Source organism: Halolactibacillus alkaliphilus, from assembly GCF_900115465.1.
Lineage (GTDB): Bacteria > Bacillota > Bacilli > Bacillales > Amphibacillaceae > Halolactibacillus > Halolactibacillus alkaliphilus.
Genome location: NZ_FOWN01000001.1, coordinates 219,697 through 239,819 on the forward strand (window position 1 = coordinate 219,697; position 20,123 = coordinate 239,819).

The 20,123-nt window shown below is 37.3% G+C and carries 21 protein-coding genes; 14 read left to right on the top strand and 7 right to left on the bottom strand.

The window, feature by feature from the left end:
* Nucleotides 1–34 precede the first annotated feature (34 nt).
* The 4 genes from BM163_RS00915 to BM163_RS00930 are packed head-to-tail and all read left to right on the top strand — an operon-like array spanning nucleotide 35 to nucleotide 4,728.
* Nucleotides 35–1,207 carry an SIS domain-containing protein gene (locus BM163_RS00915; protein WP_089799247.1) on the top strand — a complete coding sequence of 391 codons (1,173 nt, stop codon included), beginning with the start codon at nucleotides 35–37 and terminating at the stop codon, nucleotides 1,205–1,207.
* Nucleotides 1,208–1,228: 21 nt separating this feature from the next.
* The gene (gene fba / locus BM163_RS00920) at nucleotides 1,229–2,086 is read left to right on the top strand and encodes a class II fructose-1,6-bisphosphate aldolase (protein WP_089799249.1); all 858 of its coding nucleotides are present in this window, start codon (nucleotides 1,229–1,231) and stop codon (nucleotides 2,084–2,086) included.
* A gap of 57 nt (nucleotides 2,087–2,143) precedes the next feature.
* Nucleotides 2,144–3,250, top strand: a complete 1,107-nt coding sequence (locus BM163_RS00925; RefSeq protein WP_170243602.1) for a radical SAM/SPASM domain-containing protein — start codon at nucleotides 2,144–2,146, stop codon at nucleotides 3,248–3,250.
* 17 nt (nucleotides 3,251–3,267) lie between these two features.
* Nucleotides 3,268–4,728, top strand: a complete 1,461-nt coding sequence (locus tag BM163_RS00930) for an arylsulfatase (RefSeq protein ID WP_089799253.1) — start codon at nucleotides 3,268–3,270, stop codon at nucleotides 4,726–4,728.
* 59 nt (nucleotides 4,729–4,787) lie between these two features.
* On the opposite strand, the gene BM163_RS00935 is transcribed toward BM163_RS00930, so the two are convergent.
* The 3 genes from BM163_RS00935 to BM163_RS00945 all read right to left on the bottom strand — a co-directional run bounded on the left by BM163_RS00935 (nucleotide 4,788) and on the right by BM163_RS00945 (nucleotide 7,921).
* Nucleotides 4,788–5,726 (bottom strand): hexose kinase, encoded by a 939-nt coding sequence (locus BM163_RS00935; RefSeq protein ID WP_089799255.1) that lies wholly within the window; start codon nucleotides 5,724–5,726, stop codon nucleotides 4,788–4,790.
* A 10-nt stretch (nucleotides 5,727–5,736) separates the two neighbouring features.
* Nucleotides 5,737–6,885: an N-acetylglucosamine-6-phosphate deacetylase gene (gene nagA, locus BM163_RS00940; protein WP_089799257.1), complete on the bottom strand. Its 1,149-nt coding sequence runs from the start codon at nucleotides 6,883–6,885 to the stop codon at nucleotides 5,737–5,739.
* A gap of 316 nt (nucleotides 6,886–7,201) precedes the next feature.
* Complete coding sequence (locus BM163_RS00945; RefSeq protein ID WP_170243603.1) at nucleotides 7,202–7,921, bottom strand: GntR family transcriptional regulator; 720 nt, start codon at nucleotides 7,919–7,921, stop codon at nucleotides 7,202–7,204.
* Nucleotides 7,922–8,179: 258 nt separating this feature from the next.
* On the opposite strand from BM163_RS00945, the gene BM163_RS00950 reads away from it, so the two are divergent.
* The 5 genes from BM163_RS00950 to rhaM all read left to right on the top strand — a co-directional run bounded on the left by BM163_RS00950 (nucleotide 8,180) and on the right by rhaM (nucleotide 12,098).
* Nucleotides 8,180–8,821 (top strand): bifunctional 2-keto-4-hydroxyglutarate aldolase/2-keto-3-deoxy-6-phosphogluconate aldolase, encoded by a 642-nt coding sequence (locus tag BM163_RS00950; RefSeq protein ID WP_089799259.1) that lies wholly within the window; start codon nucleotides 8,180–8,182, stop codon nucleotides 8,819–8,821.
* Nucleotides 8,822–8,825: 4 nt separating this feature from the next.
* Nucleotides 8,826–9,833 carry a sugar kinase gene (locus BM163_RS00955; RefSeq protein ID WP_089799261.1) on the top strand — a complete coding sequence of 336 codons (1,008 nt, stop codon included), beginning with the start codon at nucleotides 8,826–8,828 and terminating at the stop codon, nucleotides 9,831–9,833.
* A gap of 18 nt (nucleotides 9,834–9,851) precedes the next feature.
* Nucleotides 9,852–10,682, top strand: a complete 831-nt coding sequence (gene kduI / locus BM163_RS00960) for a 5-dehydro-4-deoxy-D-glucuronate isomerase (protein WP_089799263.1) — start codon at nucleotides 9,852–9,854, stop codon at nucleotides 10,680–10,682.
* A 74-nt stretch (nucleotides 10,683–10,756) separates the two neighbouring features.
* A complete protein-coding gene (gene kduD / locus BM163_RS00965) occupies nucleotides 10,757–11,539 on the top strand; it encodes a 2-dehydro-3-deoxy-D-gluconate 5-dehydrogenase KduD (protein WP_089799265.1) in 783 nt (260 codons plus the stop codon).
* A gap of 241 nt (nucleotides 11,540–11,780) precedes the next feature.
* A complete protein-coding gene (gene rhaM, locus BM163_RS00970) occupies nucleotides 11,781–12,098 on the top strand; it encodes an L-rhamnose mutarotase (protein ID WP_089799267.1) in 318 nt (105 codons plus the stop codon).
* A 93-nt stretch (nucleotides 12,099–12,191) separates the two neighbouring features.
* Here the strand turns inward: rhaM and BM163_RS00975 are convergent, their stop codons facing one another.
* Together BM163_RS00975 and BM163_RS00980 are read right to left on the bottom strand one after the other, a co-directional pair.
* On the bottom strand, nucleotides 12,192–12,443 hold the full coding sequence (locus BM163_RS00975; RefSeq protein ID WP_170243604.1) for a substrate-binding domain-containing protein: 252 nt from the start codon (nucleotides 12,441–12,443) through the stop codon (nucleotides 12,192–12,194).
* Nucleotides 12,444–12,676: 233 nt separating this feature from the next.
* Nucleotides 12,677–12,967, bottom strand: coding sequence for a type 1 periplasmic-binding domain-containing protein (locus tag BM163_RS00980; RefSeq protein WP_089799271.1), 291 nt, complete (start codon nucleotides 12,965–12,967; stop codon nucleotides 12,677–12,679).
* Nucleotides 12,968–13,153: 186 nt separating this feature from the next.
* Between BM163_RS00980 and BM163_RS00985 the strand changes: the two genes are divergently transcribed.
* Both BM163_RS00985 and BM163_RS13735 read left to right on the top strand, forming a co-directional pair.
* The gene (locus tag BM163_RS00985; RefSeq protein WP_089799272.1) at nucleotides 13,154–13,444 is read left to right on the top strand and encodes a transposase zinc-binding domain-containing protein; all 291 of its coding nucleotides are present in this window, start codon (nucleotides 13,154–13,156) and stop codon (nucleotides 13,442–13,444) included.
* Nucleotides 13,428–13,610 carry a hypothetical protein gene (locus BM163_RS13735; RefSeq protein ID WP_170243605.1) on the top strand — a complete coding sequence of 61 codons (183 nt, stop codon included), beginning with the start codon at nucleotides 13,428–13,430 and terminating at the stop codon, nucleotides 13,608–13,610. The genes BM163_RS00985 and BM163_RS13735 overlap by 17 nt, the downstream gene beginning before the upstream one ends.
* Nucleotides 13,611–14,278: 668 nt before the next feature.
* On the opposite strand, the gene BM163_RS00995 is transcribed toward BM163_RS13735, so the two are convergent.
* Nucleotides 14,279–14,623 (bottom strand): hypothetical protein, encoded by a 345-nt coding sequence (locus tag BM163_RS00995; RefSeq protein ID WP_089799274.1) that lies wholly within the window; start codon nucleotides 14,621–14,623, stop codon nucleotides 14,279–14,281.
* Between the two features lie 220 nt (nucleotides 14,624–14,843).
* On the opposite strand from BM163_RS00995, the gene BM163_RS01000 reads away from it, so the two are divergent.
* The 3 genes from BM163_RS01000 (at nucleotide 14,844) to BM163_RS01010 (ending at nucleotide 19,296) form a co-directional block, all read left to right on the top strand.
* Entirely contained in the window at nucleotides 14,844–16,880 is a 2,037-nt protein-coding gene (locus tag BM163_RS01000) for a methyl-accepting chemotaxis protein (RefSeq protein WP_170243606.1), read from the top strand.
* A 101-nt stretch (nucleotides 16,881–16,981) separates the two neighbouring features.
* Complete coding sequence (locus tag BM163_RS01005; protein WP_089799277.1) at nucleotides 16,982–17,722, top strand: sulfite exporter TauE/SafE family protein; 741 nt, start codon at nucleotides 16,982–16,984, stop codon at nucleotides 17,720–17,722.
* Between the two features lie 224 nt (nucleotides 17,723–17,946).
* Nucleotides 17,947–19,296, top strand: a complete 1,350-nt coding sequence (locus BM163_RS01010) for a methyl-accepting chemotaxis protein (protein WP_170243607.1) — start codon at nucleotides 17,947–17,949, stop codon at nucleotides 19,294–19,296.
* 86 nt (nucleotides 19,297–19,382) lie between these two features.
* Here BM163_RS01010 and BM163_RS01015 read toward each other — a convergent pair whose 3' ends face one another.
* Complete coding sequence (locus BM163_RS01015; RefSeq protein WP_089799281.1) at nucleotides 19,383–19,823, bottom strand: GNAT family N-acetyltransferase; 441 nt, start codon at nucleotides 19,821–19,823, stop codon at nucleotides 19,383–19,385.
* Between the last annotated feature and the right edge of the window lie 300 nt (nucleotides 19,824–20,123).

Here is a 20,123-nt window from a genome sequence, read left to right on the forward strand (position 1 = left end):
TGGTTATGACAACATAACCAATAGGAGGGCTTCCATGTTTAATCTTGCAGAGCAAGACTTAGAAAAGTTAGGAGCAGTTCACACGGCTACTGAAATTTATCAACAACCACATGTTTGGGGAAAGATGTTAACAACATTAGCTGAACATAAAGACACCCATCAGAATTTTATTAAGAAGTTAAAAGAAACGCACGCACATGTGCGTGTCATTTTTACTGGTGCTGGGACATCTGCTTTTGCGGGTGATACGCTAACGCCTGAATTGAATCAATCAACAACGAAAAGCACCTTTACGTTTGAGTCGATTGCGACAACGGATATTGTGTCTAACCCTTATGCCTATTTAAAAGCAGATGTACCTACAGTACTTGTTTCTTTCGCCAGATCGGGTAATAGTCCAGAAAGTGTCGCAGCCGTTAATTTAGCAGAAACTATTATTAAAGATTTTTATCAAGTAGTGATCACATGTAATAGTGAGGGTAAACTCGCAGTTAATACAAAAGGTGATGATAAAAGTTTGCTTATTTTAACACCGCCTGAAGCCCATGATAAAAGTTTTGCGATGACAAGTAGTTTTACAACGATGATGGTGGCCGCTTATGTATTGTTCGGAGAGACTAATACACAAGCAGTCATTGATCAGAGCATTAACCAAGCGGAACGGTTACTTCATATGGTGGGTGATAAGGTTGATGAGGTCTTAGAACAATCTTACGAACGGATGGTCTTTTTAGGATCTGGTTTATTAGGTCAGCTGGCACATGAAGGTGCGCTAAAAGTACTTGAACTTACCGCAGGTAAGGTAGCTGCGACGTATGAATCATCCTTAGGTTTTAGACACGGTCCTAAATCGATTCTTAATGAACAATCTTTGGTCGTCATGTTTATGTCACAGGACAGTTATACAAGAAAATATGATATGGATTTATTAAATGAACTTGCGACGGACAACTCAGGTATAAAGATTGCCGTTGTTGATTATTACGAGGACGAAGCTGTTAGTGGGCATGCAGACTTTGTGATTTGCTTAGATATAGAAAAAGGGAAAGAAGTGAATGATTTTAGTCTTTCACTGCCTTACATTATCTTTCCGCAAGTCTTGGCAATGAAAAACGCACTAAAATTAGCGATTACACCTGACAATCCAAGTCCTAGTGGTCTGGTGAATCGCGTGGTGCAAGGTGTTACTATTTATCCTATTAACTAATTCTAAGTGGAGTGTGATAAAATGAATACAATAGTCAATACAAAACAGATGTTATTAGACGCACAAAAAGGGAAGTATGCTGTACCAGCTTTTAATATTCATAATATGGAGACGGTACAAGCCGTCGTTGAAACAGCTGTAGAACTGCGGTCACCGGTTATCTTAGCAGCCACACCTGGAACGATGGATTATGCTGGCCGTGCATATATTCAGGCGCTTGTTGAAGTAGCAGCAAGAGAAAATGGTGTACCTATTGCTCTGCATTTAGATCACCATGAAACAATCGATAGTATTGAGACATCACTCGAACTGGGCACGAAATCGGTCATGATTGATGGATCGCATCACTCATTTGAAGACAATATCGCCTTAACAAAACAGGTTGTAGAACTGGCGAGAAAACATGGTGCAACAGTAGAAGCAGAACTTGGGAAGTTAGTAGGTCAAGAAGATGACCTGATTGTGACAGCGCAAGAAGCAGCTTACACAGATCCTGATACAGTAGAAGAGTTCGTTGAAAAAACAGGCGTAGACTCACTGGCAGTAGCTATCGGTACAGGTCATGGTGTGTATGAAGTCGAGCCACAACTTGACTTTGAACGTTTAGAAAAAATCGCGCAGTTGGTCGATGTGCCTATTGTATTGCATGGTGCTTCAGGCATTTCTAAAGCTGATGTGCAAAAGTGTATTGAACTAGGCTGTTGTAAAGTGAATATTTCAACGGAGTTAAAAATACCGTTTTCAATGGCGTTGCGTGACTTTTTAGTAGCTAATCCAGAGGCAACAGATCCGCGTAAATATATGACACCAGCTAAAGAAGAGATGAAAAAGACAGTGCGTGAAAAGATAATGATTTGTAAGAGTGATGGTAAAGCCTAATTAAATAGGATCATTTAATTAGTTATTTATTTAAGAAAGCGAATGGGAGAGATGACATTGCAGGCGTTATCGATTTTAATAAAGCCAGTATCTTCTAGTTGTAGCCTCGATTGTGATTATTGTTTTTATAACGATTTAGCTGATCAACGCTCAATAAAGAATTATGGTAAAATGAACAAAGACACAATGACAGCGCTTGTTAAAAAAGCAATAGAGGCAGATCCGCGCGTTATCCATATCGCTTTCCAAGGCGGTGAACCGATGTTAATCGGTTTGCCGTTTTACTATGCTTTTATGGCATGCGTGAAAAAATATAATATTAGAAATATCCCGGTTTTTTTCTCTATTCAAACGAACGGCTATCATATAACCGATGAATGGATTAATTTTCTAAAAGAAAATCACTTCCTCGTGGGTATATCGGTCGATGGTATAAAAGCAACTCATGATCAATTACGTAAAACAAAAGCCGGAAAAGAAACTTTCGATAGAATTATGTCCAACATTGATAAAGTCAAACGAGCGGCTATCCCCTTTAATATACTGTGTGTCTTAACCTCACTTGCAGCACAGCATATTCAAGAAATTACGCAGTATTTTGATGATCAAGGCTTTAAACATATTCAATATATTCCATGTTTAGATCGTTTGAATTTACCAAGACAGGCACAAAAATTGTTAATGACGCAAGCGCAGTATAGTGACGTATTGTCGGTACTGTTTAATCGTTATTTAACAAGTTTTTTATCGGGGAATTATGTAAGTAATCGTTTATTTGATAATTTTGTTGGTATTCTTCTTGGGCAACAACCAGAAGATTGCAGCTTGGCTGGGCAATGCTCGACGTACTTTGTTATTGAAGCCAATGGTGATGTCTTTCCGTGTGATTTTTATGTGGACGATCGATACTGCTTGGGTAGTATAATAGAAGATGATTATGAGACGTTATTCCACTCGAAAATTGCTAAGGACTTTAGATCAGAAACGGTTTTACATGAGGACTGTTTAACATGTCCGTTTGTATCACTTTGTAGAGGGGGATGTAAGCGCTATAAAGTAAAAGGGAAATACGCTTATTGCGAAGCGTATCAAACATTTTTCCGCAAACATTTACCAGAGTTAAAAAGCGTTGCGTTACGTGTTAAAAAAGGTCAAGTTATTTAAGGGAGAGGAGAAACAACATGAAACCCAATATTGTGATGATTATGGTTGATCAGATGCGCTATGACTGCTTGAGTATTCTGGGGCATCCGGTTGTTGATACACCGTATTTAGATCAACTTGCTAGGACAGGTACTATTTTTAAAAATGCTTATGCGGCAACACCTTCTTGCGTTCCGGCAAGAGCGTCACTCTTAACGGGTATGTCCCAGGTTCATACAGGGCGTGTCGGATATGAAGATAAATTACCGTGGGACTATTCAAACTTCTTACCAGAAGTGCTTGGAAAAGCGGGCTACTATACGCAAGCGATTGGGAAGATGCATGTCTATCCAACGAGAAAGTATTGCGGGTTTGATCATGTTGAATTACATGATGGGTATATGCACTATAATCGTTTTAAACAACATACGAAGGTAAGCGAGTCCTTTAATGAAGTCGATGATTACTTACAATGGTTAAAAGACAAAGCAGGCCATCATGTTGACTTGACTGATCTTGGTCTAGATTGTAATTCATCAACCGTTGCTAGACCATGGGCATTGGATGAGTCATTACACCCCACCAATTGGGTTGTGACCCGTTCGATTGATTTCTTACGCCGCCGAGATCCAACGTTACCTTTCTTTTTAAAGATGTCATTTGTTCGTCCGCATCCACCACTGGACCCACCACCATATTATTTTGATATGTACCTAAATAGAGAGCTACCTGAGCCTACTATCGGTGATTGGGCAGATATAACGGATAAAGAAAAAGAAGGATATAATCCAGTAACAGGAAAAGGTCGTGTGCCAGCGGACCGGTATAAACGGGCTCAAGCAGCATATTATGGACTGATTACGCATATTGATCATCAAATAGGTCGTTTCTTAATGGCGTTGGAAGAACATGAACAAAAGGAGCACACCATTATTATGTTTGTTTCTGATCACGGTGAATTAATGGGGGACCATCATCTGTTTAGAAAGTCATTACCGTATGAGGGATCGGCTAAAATCCCTCTGATTCTATCCGATCCAGGGAATTTCTTAAAAACACCGTTAGTGCCAACATCACAACGGGTGACAGAGTTAAGAGATGTTATGCCAACGATATTAGACATATTAGACATACCCATTCCACCATCAGTAGATGGAAAAAGTATCCTGCCCTTAGCAAAAGATAAGTCAACAGAATGGCGGGATTATTTGCACGGTGAGCATGAATTCGGAGAAAAAAGCTATCACTATATTACAACCGGCAAAGAAAAATATATTTGGTTTTCTCAAACTGGGGAAGAACAGTACTTTGATTTAGTGAACGATCCACAAGAGTGTATCAACCATGTCGCAACTCAAGATTATCAAGATAAAGTAGAGCGATTAAGGCAGGTGCTGATTAAAGAGCTCACATTAAGAGAAGAAGGCTATACCGATGGTGAAAAACTTTTAGTCGGAAAACAAGCTTTTTCAAGTTTAGCCCACATTAAGTCAAAATAACAAAAAGATCCGCATAAGCTTTAGCTTGTGTGGATCTTTTTCACTAATAAGGGCTTGTGTCAAGAAAGTTTAGTCAAGCTGATTTTCTCGTAAATCTCATTGAATCGACTGTGGTCAATGGCACCCGTTTGTTTTTCCATTGCGTTAAGCACGCCAGCTGTCATCGCGGTTTTAATGCAGGCATCGGAATCTAATTGTTGTTCTATACTAAAGGCAAGTCCAGCAACAGTCGCATCCCCTGAACCAACAGGATTAACAGCGGTGACCTTTGGAAGAGTGACTTCATAAATCGTATCTTTCCACCTAACAAGGGCACCTTGTTTTCCTTTTGATAAGACGATGATATCAACACCATTAAAAAGTTCATGGTGAAGGGCCGATATTTGATCATCTATAGAGGAAAGAGACTGATTTAATAATGCTTCAAGCTCTTCTAAATTTGGTTTTATAATAGAAGGTTTTATATCGCTTTCTAAGACCTTTACCAACGCTTGATTTGATGTGTCTAGAAGACATTTAGCACCTTTTTTATTTATTCGTTTTACGACATCAACGTAAAAATCCTCGGCTAACCCTTTCGGTAAACTCCCGGAAACAGTTACCGTTGTGATGTCTTTTGATAATAAAGACTCTAGGTGAAGTAAAAACGTTTCACCTTCATGCTTGGTTAGAGTAGGCCCCGGCTCTAGAATTTCTGTTTGATAACCCGAGTCATGCATGACTGCAATGCAATTTCTTGTAGGTTTGTTAATCGTGAGAAAGTCTTCAACGACGTCAATCTTTTGAAGCTCGCTCCTAATAAACATGCCTAATTCTCCACCTAAGACACCTGTTGCCGTGACGGGTGCTTGAAGTGATTTTAGCACACGTGTCACATTTAACCCTTTTCCACCCGCTGTTTTAGACACATCTAAAACACGATTCACTTGCCCAATAAGAAATGAATCAAATGAGTAACCAATATCTACGGATGGATTCATCGTTATAGTTAGTATCATTTAGCGCCCTCTATTCTTTAATGTATTTACAATGTCCATCAATGTATGTCGCGTGTAAATGGAAATCATGGTCAAGCACGATAAAGTCAGCAGCAACACCAGTTTTAATTACAGCTGTCTCGTGTAAAGCTAATGATTTAGCGGGACTTGTGCTCGCCATTTTAATCGCTTCATGAGGTGTTACGATTCCCCAATCGATCAGGTTTTTAACCGCATCTTTTAATTCTAAAATACTACCAGCTAAACTGCCAGTTTGTATTGTTGCTTTACCATCTTTTACGAAAACATCAAATTCCCCAAGTTTATACTGTCCTTCAGGTTTGCCACCTGCCATCATACAATCTGATATCAACACAGTTTCATCGATACCTCGTGTTTTAATTAAAGTTTTGATAGCAGCTGGATGAACATGATGACCATCACAAATGACCTCAGCAAAGGCGTGGTCAGCACTAAATGCAGCCCCTACAACACCTGGCTCGCGATGATTGAATCCATTCATGCCGTTAAAAGTATGAGTGAAGATAGAAGCGCCCGTATTAATTGCTTGCATTGCAGTTAAATAATCTGCATTGGTATGGGCTAACGCTACCCTGATATTATGCTTTTTGGCATGTGAAATAAAACGGATTGCCCCTTCGCGTTCAGGTGCAATAGCAATTTTTTTTATTTGATTATTAGATAATTGTATCCACCGATCTAGAATATCAATGAGAGGGTCCATGAAATAATCAGGATTCTGGGCACCTTTATGTTTTTCAGTGAAAAACGGTCCTTCAATAAATATGCCTTGTGCCTTGGCACCCTTCATTTCGTGAAGATGAGGACCTATTGTTTTAATAACAGCATCTAATTGATTAATAGGTGCTGTTAATGTTGTTGGTAAGAATGAAGTCACCCCACATGAGAGGAGATCTTCAGACATCTTTATTAATCCAGATAAATTATTATCCATGACGTCATATCCGTTATAACCATGAATATGTGTATCAAATAAACCAGGTGCGATAGCGAAATCACTGTAGTCAATAACGTCATAATGCGCGCTAGGTTTTTCTTTTATAAATGAAGCGAATTTACCGTTATCAATTAACAAATAACCGTCGTGAACGATCTCGTTATGCAAGTAAACTGTTGCTGCTTTAATTGCTAAAGACATGATTTCTCCTCCGTATATTAAATTAAAGACATTAAGCGTCCTAAATAGTTAGCTTAATCTCTTGAGTGTAAACTACTCGTTTTACATAGGATATAAATAAAGTTTTGATTGGTCAGTAGATTCAATGGAGTAGAAGAAATATATTATATAGAATGTAAATAGTGCAAACGACAACTGGTTATAACAAGTTAATATTAGTGTAAGTGCATGAGATAAAAAAGTCAACTAAATAATTACGTGTTTTGTTTTTGGACATATCTAATTAATGTGTGTTTCGATTGTGAATAGCGATTAAAAAACTGTGGAACTTACTTAATTAAGTAAGTTCCACAGTATATTTAAATTTATTCCCACTAATAACGCTGACAGTATATTCAATGAGAGTATCTTCGTGGTAGGCCAATCTTTTTAAAAGCATCGCAGGTCTTTCAGCTTCCGATTTTAAATAATATGCCTCTTCACTTCTTAAGCTAGTAACAGAAAAATGTTCTGTAGCTTTAGATACGCCTATATTGTAATTCTTCATAAATATAGAGTACATTGGTTGTTTTTCTAAATCCTGTTTAGTTAAGTGAGGAAATATACACACAGGTAAATAGGATGTTTCATAGATGAAAGGAATATTATCAGCCAGTCGCAGACGTTTAATTCTATAAACCTTCTGGTCTAAATCGAGTGTCATTTTTTGTGAGAGCGTTTGATCAACAGAAATAATGTCAAAGGACAAAACGTCTGTTTGAGGTGTTTTTCCTATTTTTTTCATTTCTTCGGTAAAACTATAAACTTTCACTAGTTTTTGCTTGTAGGTTTTAGGGGCAACAAATGTCCCTTTCCCATGTAACTTATAAATATAATCTTCTTGTTCGAGAGCTTGTAAAGCATTGCGAACGGTGATGCGACTTAAGCCATATATATCGCAAAGCTCTCTTTCTGAGGGTAATTTTTCATCCTCGTTATAATCACCTTGCTCAATTTTTTTTATAATACTTTCCATCAACTGCAAATATAGAGGAAGTTTATTGTTTTTATTAATCAATATAGATCACAGCCTTAGATGTTTTTGTTTGTACTAAAGACTAGAATAACATTTCTGGATTTTTAAAGCTATCAGAAAATTAAAGATACCGATGCAAAAACCGGTGATTTAGCTTATGAGGAGTCAGATTATAACGTGATTTTTTATAAGGCGTAAATTAAACGAGTAAATGGGTTGATAAATAAATATAAATTAGATATAATGAACTCAAGTTTCTAAATAGTATATTTACTTTCCATATAAGAAAGAGGTGTAGTTTTGAAAAAGTATTACACGCTTAATCAGATAGAACAACAAAAACTAGTAGCAGTGGTGCGTGGAGAAAGTGTAGACGAGGCGCTTGATATTACCGATGCTTGTATAGCCGGTGGTGTTAAAGTGATTGAGTTAACATTTACTCTACCGAATGTTCTAGAAGCGATAAAAGCAGCTGTAAACAAGTATCAGGATGATGATCAAGTTGTCATAGGTGCAGGGACAGTATTAGATGCTCATACTGCTCGTTTAGCTATATTAAATGGTGCTGCTTTTATTGTTAGTCCAGGGTTCGACAAAGAAACGGCAAAGATTTGTAACCGATACCAAATACCATACTTGCCAGGAGCTATTACTATCACTGAGATACAACAAGCGCTCACATATGGTGTTGATGTAATAAAATTATTCCCAGGAAGTTTAGTTGGACCAGAGTATATTTCTTCTCTTAAGGGCCCGCTACCCAATATTCAAATTATGCCAACGGGTGGCGTTGATGAAACAAATATTTCTCAATGGCTTGAAAAAGGCGCTTTTGCCTGTGGTATGGGAAGTAATTTAACGTCACTTAAAAAGTTAGGTAACCTACAAAATATTACCGATAAAGCCCGAGAGTATTGCTCTTTGGTACATGAAATGAGGTGAGTGAATGGCAAAGGTCATCACATTAGGTGAAATGTTACTGCGATTATCCACAGAGACAGGTCAACGTTTGAGAAAGGCATATAATCTCGAAGTGAATTATGGTGGTGCAGAAGTTAATGTTGCCATTGCATTATCATTGTATGGTCACGATACGCGTTTTGTAACGCGTTTACCGAATAACTTGCTTACGGATGGTATGCTGAATTATTTAGAGAGTTATAAAGTGGATACGTCATACATTTGCTTTGGTGGAGAGAGGATTGGTTCATACTTTGTTGAAGTTGGCGCGGGCAATAGAAGTTCAAAAGTAGTTTATGACCGCAAGTATTCTAGTGTTAGTGAATGGGATAAAAGTGAGATCGATTTCTCGGAATTTCTTAAAGGACAAGATGTGCTTCATATATCAGGTATCACGCCAGCGATATCGAAAGCAGCAGCAGAACTTACAGTAGAATTAGTAAAAGAGGCAAAATCGCACGGTCTATTCGTTAGTTTTGATTGTAACTTTAGAGAAAAATTATGGACGATAGAAGACGCAAGAAAAACATTCAAACGCATTTTACCTTATGTAGATATCTGTTCTTGCGGTGAATTGGACTTGAAATACATTTTTAATTACGATGTTGATGCTAAATTAAGTGATGCGTTACAATTGGCGAACTTGTATGAACAATTGCTCGATGATTTCCCAAATATTGTGGCTTTATACTCAACGAAACGTAATCAAATTTCTTCATCTCACAATACTTTAATAGGATATTATTACATTAATAATACCTTATATATGTCAAATGAAGTTAATATGGATCACATTATTGATCGCGTTGGGGGTGGTGATGCATTTAGTTCAAGTGTATTGCATGGATATTTGTCAAAGTGGGAAGCACAAAATATTGTTGAGTTTGCTACAACTGCGGCAGCTCTTAAACACACCATTAAAGGTGATGCTAACTTGGTAACAGAAAATGAAGTAATGGATTTGATGGCTAATGGTACAAAAATTAGCCGCTAAAATAGAGGAGGAATTTAAATGGAAACACGTTATGCGACAGACCCAAAAGGAATTAAGAGGCTAAACACAACAGAATTACGAGAGCAATTTATGGTGGAAAAAGTATTTATCGAAGGTGACGTGACGTTAACTTATACACACCATGATCGAATGATTTTTGGTGGAGTCACACCTACAACGGAGCCGTTGACTATTAAATTAGATAAGGAATTAGGTGTAAATTATTTCCTTGAACGTCGTGAATTAGGTGTTATTAACATTGGTGGCGATGGTGAGATAGAATTAGATGGAGAAGTTTACGAAATTAATCATCGCGATGGACTGTATGTAGGTCGAGGAACAAAAGATTTGCAATTCCGTTCAAAAGATAAATCTAATCCAGCAAAATTCTATATCAACTCAGTACCAGCCCATCATACGTATCCAACAGTAAAGCTGGACATTAATAAGATGACACCGTTAGAAAAAGGTGAGGCAGAAACACTAAATGAAAGAAAGATTTATCAATATGTCCATCCAAATAACTGTGAAAGTTGCCAATTGCAGATGGGCTATACAGTGTTAAGTAAAGGTAGCGCGTGGAATACTATGCCAGCACATACTCATGAAAGAAGAATGGAAGTTTATTTATACTTTGATATGGATGAAGAAACGAGAGCGTTCCATTTTATGGGAGAGCCAGAAGAGACACGTCATCTCGTGCTATCAAATGAACAAGCGGTAATTTCACCGAGTTGGTCAATCCATACAGGTGTAGCGACTAATAACTATACGTTCATTTGGGGTATGTGTGGAGAGAATATCACTTATGACGATATGGATCATGTTGAGATGAGTCGCTTACGCTAAGTTTTATTGATAGTAAAAATTATAGACATTAGTGATTGGAAAATAATAAACTTATTATACAAGGAGGAATAATTATGACAGCCGACTTAAAAGCATTTAATCTTGATTTCTTTAATTTAAAAGGCAAAGTAGCGATTGTTACTGGAGGCAATACAGGTTTAGGGCAAGGTTATGCTGTAGCGCTTGCTACAGCTGGTGCAGATGTTTATGTTGTGACCTATGATACGGATTGGGAGGAAACGCGTAAGTTAGTTGAAGCAACGGGTCAAAAAGTAACGTTCAAACAAGCAGATTTAACTGATCGTAGCCATATTAAAGGAATTGTTGAAGATTGCTTAGCAACTTACGGCCATATTGATGTTCTAGTAAATAACGCTGGCACAATAAGAAGAAATCCATTACTTGACTATAAGCAAGAAGATTGGGATGCGGTAATGGAAATTAACCTAAATGCGGTTTACTTCCTCAGTCAAGAAGTAGCTAAAGTTATGGTTGAACAAAAAAGCGGTAAGATTATTAACATTGCTTCTATGCTCTCATTCCAAGGAGGAAAATTCGTTCCTCCATATACAGCGAGTAAGCATGCTGTAGCTGGTATTACAAAAGCATTTGCTAATGAGTTAGCAGAACATAATGTTCAAATTAATGCGATTGCTCCAGGTTATGTAGCAACGGCTAATACAGCACCTATTCGTGCAGATGAACAACGTAACAAAGAAATTTTATCGCGAATTCCAGCTGGACGCTGGGCGGATCCGTCTGATTTAATGGGTACGGTAGTATTTTTATCAAGCCAAGCGTCAGACTATATTAATGGTCATATTTTAGCTATTGACGGCGGATGGCTAGCTCGATAATTCAACTAAAAAAGCAGGCTCTTTTGCCTGCTTTTGTTGATTAATTTTAAAACTAATAGATGTGATAGTTTAACGCTATTTGTCGATTGTCTTGATTGATTAGTGAAAGATTGTGTTTAGATAACGAGGTTAATGAGCAGAGTTATTTTATGCTTTAATTCAAATGCGTGTGTATGATTAATTATATTCATTAACATTCTCTGTATAAAAATCAATGAGCTAATTGGTAGGAGGAAAGCCCATGTATCGAAAAGCATTTAAGATGTATGTGAATGCAGATCAGCACGAAGAATATCATAAAAGACATTCCGAGCTATGGCCTGAAATGGAGGCAGTATTGAAAAAACACGGTCTGATTAAGTATGCCATTTTTTTAGATGAAGATACCAGTGTCTTATACGCATATCTAGAGGTGGATAATAAAGAAAGATGGGATCTTGTCAGTCAAACCTACATCAATCAAAAATGGTGGAAGTATATGGCGCCTATTATGGCGACTAATGCCGATCACAGCCCGAAAACGGAAAATCTAAAGCAAGTATTTTATATTGAAAAGTAAGGTATATGTAAACGCAAACAGTTTCAAAGCTATCCCTAGTTTTTGAAACTGTTTTTTAGGCTACATATTTAGTGTTTGTGGGCTAATTCATAACTATTTTTCAAGTGAATTTCTGACGGTATCTCTTATAATAAGCTCAGTACTTAAAACAATACGTTTTGAAATGATGTGATCGGCTTCGATGCGTTCCTTAAGTGTATTAACATCAATTTCCCCTATTGCCTCTGTGAAAACTTTGACTGTAGTTAAAGCTGGAGTAAGGAATTGTGGTACGTACAAATCATCTATACTTATAATACTATCGTCTTGAGGAACGGTTAAATTATGCTTGCGTAAAGCATTCATACATCCTAATGATAACATCATTAATAACAAAGAAAGCCGTTGGTAAGTTATTTAATGTACGATTGGCGTGGTTTATTAATTTATAGCCTATTTGTAAATTGGATTCGACGTTTGATTCAAAAAAGAATACATCTTCACTGAAAAGGTTGTTTGCTTGCATATAATCTATAAAGGTACAAATTGCTGGTGATTTATATTTTCTGTATCCATAAAGATTTTTTTATCTTCAGCTCCTATAAACCCCATTTTTTATAACCTTGATTAATTAAGTGCGCTAAGGCAATCTCTGTAGCTTGTGAAAAATCTCCGTTAATAGTATAAAAGCCATTTAAAGGATAGTTTGTCCCAATAAAAACAACATTTTTGTGAAGTTTTGCAATCTCATTAACCGATGTGTCATCAAATTTACCTATAGCAAGAATGCCTTCAACATCATCAGGTATATTATTTACATCCGATGTCATCTTTAAAATATTGTAACCTAACTCGGCAGCTCTTTTCTCAACGCCTATTCTAATTGACATGTAATAAATATCGTCTATTTCTTCATTAGAATCCAACCACTGGATAACGGCGATATTAAAGAGAGAACGTTTGTTTCCTCTGTTTTTCTTATAGTATAGGAAAGTATAAAATTTTTGCTGATATACCGAGGGTTAGAGCGTTATGCAGAGTTGAAATTTAGTAAGGAAAAGAGTTAAGATAATAGTATGGCACATAAAGAAAATATTCCAGTTCAAATGAATATTTTGAAAGCCATATTCAGTGATTATTGGTCTAGATTTCTTAAAGAAAACAAAGATAAGATGCGTTCAATCATTATAGAAGAAGTGCAAAAGTTTTTACACTGTGGAGAGTTATCAAATGGTTTTTTGACATTTAAGTGTGAGGCTTGTCCGAAGGTGAAAAAGATACCTATTCGCTGTAAAGGAAAGTTCTGTCTAACATGTGCAGTAGGTGAAGCGCAAAAATGGGCAACTAGAAGTGCAATATGCGAATGATAAAGAGGCCAAAGATTATATTAATCGGGACGTTGAAAGAATTGAGTCAGAAGCTTATAAAGAAGTACAAAAAGAAAAAACAGAAGCAGCCATCAAGAAGTATCGCTTCGGCTGGAGCGAACGCGAAAAAGAAATACGAGAACGGAAACGTCGAATTCGTTTGTAGGAGTTGTAAAGTAACGGAAGATATACCAAGAGAAGTTGTTGAACAGTTTGATATGATGGATATGGTAGATCCAACGGATCCCCCGCGATTTAGTTGTGAAAAGTGTGGAGGAGAAATGCTTCCTGTGTATTATACAAGCCTTCATGGTATCACTTATAAAAATCCAGAACTGAAAAGCTCGGCTAACCTCTAACCTAAAAAGTGCGAGGCCTAGCCGAGCTTTTCTTATGGATGGTGGTACAGTTTCTCCCAATGTAAAATTAGACTTAATGAGTTGTTTTCTTCTAGTATTAAGTAATAAGCAATCGATAGTATTTTTTTATAGTGAGAGGTAAATGTAGATTTCAAATCCTCATAGACCCTTGTTTGCCTATATAATCAAAGAGTTAGCCTGTGCCATGAAAGGTACGTCGAATCTGTACAATAGGCAATGTATTCAGTTTAACTTTAATGGGATCAGCTTCATTTTTTATTATAGACTCTCGTAGGAATTATTCCTCCGGTATTTGGATTTGCCTTTCCGCTGAGTTTTCTACGTGAACGTGATTGTTTACACTTCTTCTCCCAATCTGCTTAATTTTCATACGTATATGCAATGTTCGTATGTTTGATACATTATTTCTATAACTATCCTCTCGATATGCATTGTCATATAATAAATGAAAAAACTAATATAAAACCACCCGTTGGAAAAAGTCAGCAACGACAATGATTAAAATAACGGTTTTAACGACATTATGAAGTTGGGTGGTAATGGTTGGATTCACATCAAAACCTAGACACCTAAATAAGTAATGAAAGAAATCTTCATCCTTATTAGCATAACCATAATTTTGTTGTAGGGTTGTTAAAATACAACCTTTGTGTAAACGTTCATGAGTATAATGGCCAATAATAAGTAAAAGACCAATGTAGTAAGGAAACACAATAGCTACATAGAAGGAAAAGATAATAAAGATCAGGTGGGTGATTAAGATAGGTATATCAAGATGACGTTTTGATTGTTTTGACATGCGGCTCACTCCTGTTGAAAAGTTTTATGTTCTTTTTTTCCCTGAAAGCTCTCAACATAAACCAATGATTCTAGTAGAAAACAATAGGAAGATATATCTCATTTAAACCATAAAAAAAGTATGTGAGTAAATTAATTTTATAGAGCGCTTACTTATATACACACTTTATCTCAATCTGTCGATAATAGATGTGTAAGATAAAATTAAAGGGGATATGCCTATGAAAGCCAAAACTAGTATCCAGAAGAAAATACTCATTTTTGTTCCTATTGCCATAATAAGTTTAGGTTTACTTGCTTTTCTTAGTTATCAATCAGCAAAACAAGCGTTAGAAGAAGAAATTACAGATAAAATGAGCTATTTATCAAATGATATTCGCCACTTTATTGATGGCGAACTCTTAAGTCATCAACGGATAGGAGAAACAATGGCTGAAAATGTGCATCAATTAGGTCAAACGCTCTTCCGTGAACAGTATTATCAGTTAGCTGAAAACTATATTCAATTAAATGACGATACTTATGGACTTGGTGTCTGGTTCGAACCTAATCTGTATGACGAAACAATAGAGTATTTTGGTCCGTATGTTTATAAAAATGACGGGGCTTTTGTTTATACCGATGAATATGAAACGTCTGCATATGACTATCCAAGTCAAGACTGGTATACACGTGCTAAAGAATCACAAGCCATCGCGTGGTCAGATCCATACTATGATGAAGCTTTAGATATGACAATTATTACAACGAGTGTGCCTTTTCAGATTAACAACCAATTCGGTGGTGTTGTAACAAGTGATATTGACATCTCTAACTTACAAACGGTTGTCAATGACATCACGATTGGGGAATCGGGTCGTGCGTTTTTATTAAATGAGGAGGGACACTTTGTTGTTCATCCAACATCACCTCAAGCGACACACGCTATTGGTGAAGATGAAATATATAAGGATGTTGCGGGAGTATTAGGCGAAGAGAGTGAGACAGGATTTTCAATTTCAGCAGCAGGTGAATCAAGCAGAGTCTATCTCACAGCAATTCCGCGGACAAACTGGACGTTAGGTTTTATCATGCCAGAGACGGAAATGTATCGTTCACTGAATACGTTATTAGTAAGAATCATAGCCATTGCAGTAGGTATTACTGTTATATTTATTGTCATCGCTTTGTGGTTAGCACGTACGTTGACCCGACCAATTAAGCAGTTATCAAAAGAGGTGGAAAAAGTAGCCGGTGGTGACTTTAGTGTAGCATTAAACGTACAATCAAAAGATGAAATTGGTGAGTTGACCGCAAACTTTAATACGATGGTACAGTCAGTGAGCCAACTTATTTACGGCGTAAAGCAATCGGTCCATGATGTTCACGATGCTTCAACACAACTCAGCGCTGTCGCGGAAGAAACATCGGCATCGAGTGAAGAAATTAGTCGGGCGATGTCGCAAGTATCAGCAGGAACGACAGATGCCGCGCACTTTGCAGAGACAACTAACGAAGCTACACTGCAACTTTCAGATAAGATCCAGAACCTATTAAAACAGGCAGAACAATTAAAGTTGTTTGCCCAATCAGTTGAAGTCATACAGACAGAAGGTGTCGAACAGATGGGCACGCTAGGCTCTCAAGCAAAGACATCGTTAGACGTAGTGAATGAAGTCAGTCGCTCAATGACGGATTTAGCTAATAAAATTGATCAAATTGCCTCAGTAGTAACGGTGATTGATGATATATCTAATCAAACGAACTTACTTGCGTTAAATGCCTCGATTGAGGCCGCGCGAGCCGGTGAGCACGGCAAAGGTTTTGCGGTAGTAGCAGATGAAGTAAGAAAGCTAGCGGAGGAAACCTCTAAAGCAACAACGAAGATTACGTCAACGATAGATGAGGTTAGTCATGGGTCTTTTGAGGCGCTAAAGGCGATGACAGAATCAAAACAGATGACCGAAACTCAGGCTGAGGTTATTCGTGAAACAGCAGCCCGCTTTAAAACATTAGCAACGGAAAATCAAAAGGTAATGGCTTCTGTCGAGACAATCACAAAAGACGTATTAGATATTAACGTATATAAAGATAATGTGGTGGACGCTATTTCTCAAATTGCATCGATATTAGAAGAGACAGCCGCAGCAACAGAGGAAGTTGACGCTTCAAGTGCAGAACAATTACAAGCTTTAAGGATGGTCACAGAATCAGCAGAAACATTACAAAAAAATGGTGAACGACTAGATAAAGACATTAGCCAGTTTAAAACAAATTAAATAACTCATAAAGCCTTAAAAGTATTTCGGTACTTTAAGGTTTTTTTCTTTGTGGTATACTAGAAAACAAAAAAGGTTCTTATACCATAGGGAGAGACAGGATGTTTGATTATAGTTTAGTAGAATGGGCGGTTCTCTTGTTAGCCGGCATCGTGATAGGCTTTTCAAAAACAGGTATTCAAGGGTCAACCATTATTGTTGTTGTCCTTATGGCGTTAACTTTTGGTGGACAAGTATCGGCTGGGATGATGTTATTACTGCTGATGATTGGGGATATGTTTGCAATCAAACATTACGGAAAAGATGTTGCGATAAGAGACGTTTTTCACCTTTTACCACCAGCTATTCTAGGTGTATTGCTAGGTGTGTGGTATGGGCAATATGTGAATGATGCTCAGTTTAAAATGACGATGGGTGTGATTGTTTTAATATGTGTTTTCTTACTTATTTACAAAGAAGTAAGGAAAGGAACCGTCCTGATCGTGAATCATCAATGGCTAACAGTCGTAGTCGGTGTGCTAAGTGGTTTTAGCTCCATGGTTGGTAACGCTGCGGGTCCCATTTTTGCGATTTATATTTTAAGTAAGCATATTAAAAAACGTGAAATGATCAGTACTACCGCATGGTTTTTTATTTTAATCAATGCGTTTAAATTGCCATTTCACATCTTTGTCTGGCAAACGATTGAGTGGCAGCACCTGTTAATGGCCGTGATGCTATTACCGGTAATTTTTATCGGAACACGACTAGGCATTTGGTTAATCGCCAATATTAAGGAAAAAACGTATCGTATCTTTATTTTTATCATAACGGTTATTTCAGCTATTTATCTATTTTTGTAACTGCGATAGTTTATGCTAAATCTAATCACCAGGATGTGTCTGGATGAGAGTGGCACATCTTATGACTAACCAAAATAATCGGTACATGTGTGAAGATGTATTTATAAAAAGTTTGTAAGTATTTTGGGAAGGGATCATTCAATTTAATAGGATGTTGTCGATAGTATTAAAGTATGTCAAAAATATTAGCTACCAATCAACATAGAAGAGAAAGAAGGAAAGAAATGTTTATAAGGAAAAAACAAACGAAACAAGATAAACAAGTAATAACCTCACTTGAATCATTTGCCCGTCAGTATTTACTTGAGATTATTCAATCAACTGCCGGATTAGGTAAAGTAGAGGTAGAACTGACGTTTGTAAAAGATGCTATTGAAAATGTGAGTAACATGTTAAAAAGGCAATCTGAAGATAACTTAGCTTTTACAGAAGAAGTCACAGCAACGATGTCCGAAATTGATATCACTATTGATGACAATGTAAAGCGTGCAGAAAATATTTTCGAACGGATTGAATCTGTAGCATCCACAACGACGACAAGTCTTTCTCATATCAAGGATATGTCTTTGGTCTGTCGGAATGTCACCTCTGGAAATGAAACGGTGAATACCCATTTAGATCAATTATTAACAAAAGTCAATCAAATCAGTGAAATTGTCAGTGTCATTGAGCGGATCGCAGATCAAACAAATTTATTATCCTTAAATGCATCTATTGAAGCGGCTCGGGCGGGGGATGCTGGAAAAGGTTTTGCTGTCGTAGCAGATGAGATTAGAAAGTTAGCAGAAAGTACGAAAACCTCTTTACAAGAGTTTGAGATATTTAAAAAAGATATTGAACAGGTATCACACAATAGCTTAATGAGCTTATCGACGATTAATCAATCTATGGAGAAGATACCTCAAGCTGTGGAACAATTAAATCGAGGATTAAATTATAACCATCAAGCCATTGATCATATTAAGCTAGACATGGAGTCCTTTGTTGCGTCATTTCAGCAAGTCAGCAGTTCCACTACGTCCGTCGCAGATGCAGTGAAAACAAAAGTTGATGACGAAGAGACATTGGCTAAAAAGATGGATGAATTAATGGCGGAAATGAACGAGTTAGAATTAATTAGGCAACAGATGAAGCAACTAGACTGTGACATTATTAACCAAAACAAACAAGCCTATCAGCGCTTTTTAAGTGAAGGTAATCCGATACAGCCGAGAGAACTCAAACAGATACTCGTATCGGCCTTAAAGCAACACGAACATTGGTTGGAGACACTTGCTGATATCGTCAAGTTAAATCAACGTCTCCCCATTCAAACGGATGAGCATCATTGTGCTTTTGGACACTTCTATCAGTCATTGAAAATTGAAGAAAGCACACTACTACCTTTATGGGAAGAAGTCGGAAGACACCATGATGCTTTGCATCAGTCCAGCCATGATGTTCTAGACATGATCGGAGAGTCGAACGAGAAGAGGCTAGCAGCCTTTCATCTGACAAAAGGTATCTCTGTCTCTTTAGCAGAAGTTATTCACCAAATGATTGCGCATTTAACGCGTCTGGAACAAACAAGTTAAAGTGGGACAGAAGATAAGTAGTTATATCTCATAAAGTTCGGTATATAAAAAAGTGAGGATAGTCTCTAGAGGCTATCCTCACTTTTTTAGTTATCCGCATGCGAAAGGTTTTTCTTCATTTTCACATGGGGAATACCATCTTCAATAAAGACATCAGAAAAGACCGTATAGCCTAAACTTTCATAGAAGCCAATGGCATGTGTCTGCCCATGTAACAGATAATGATCAACATGCTCGTTTTTTATGACCGCTTCAAGTTGATGGATGACTTGCTTTCCCAGTCCGAAACCTCGATAGGACTTTCTTACACAAATACGTTCGAGCTTTGCACAGGTGTCAATTTTTCTTACTCTCCCCGTTGCGGCAGGTGAGCCATTGTATGTCATTAATACGTGCTCACAACCGCTGTCTAATCGGTCGAATGCATCAAATTCTAATGTCTCAGGGACGCCTTGTTCAATGATAAATACGTCGCGCCTAATATTAAAGGCATGATCAAGTGCTTTTTGTGTTGTGATACGTGCCATAAACCATCGTCCTTTCTCAAGTATACGTTATCAGATTGTCTGTAAAGACGTTTTAATTATAGCATGATACGAAGTGTCTGTTCATCCACCTATGCAATCAAGGCAGTGACATATTAATCTACACCCCTTAATAATAAGTAAATAAAGTCCGGTGTACCAATGAGCATCGTCAAAGGTAAAAACATTTGGTGTCTATTATCTACTAAACCTTTAGCTATATGAGGCGGTAGTAATCCATTGAACTACCCCCACCTAACATTCTAACCGAATGTTTGAGGAAGGGGATTCCGTAAGGACACC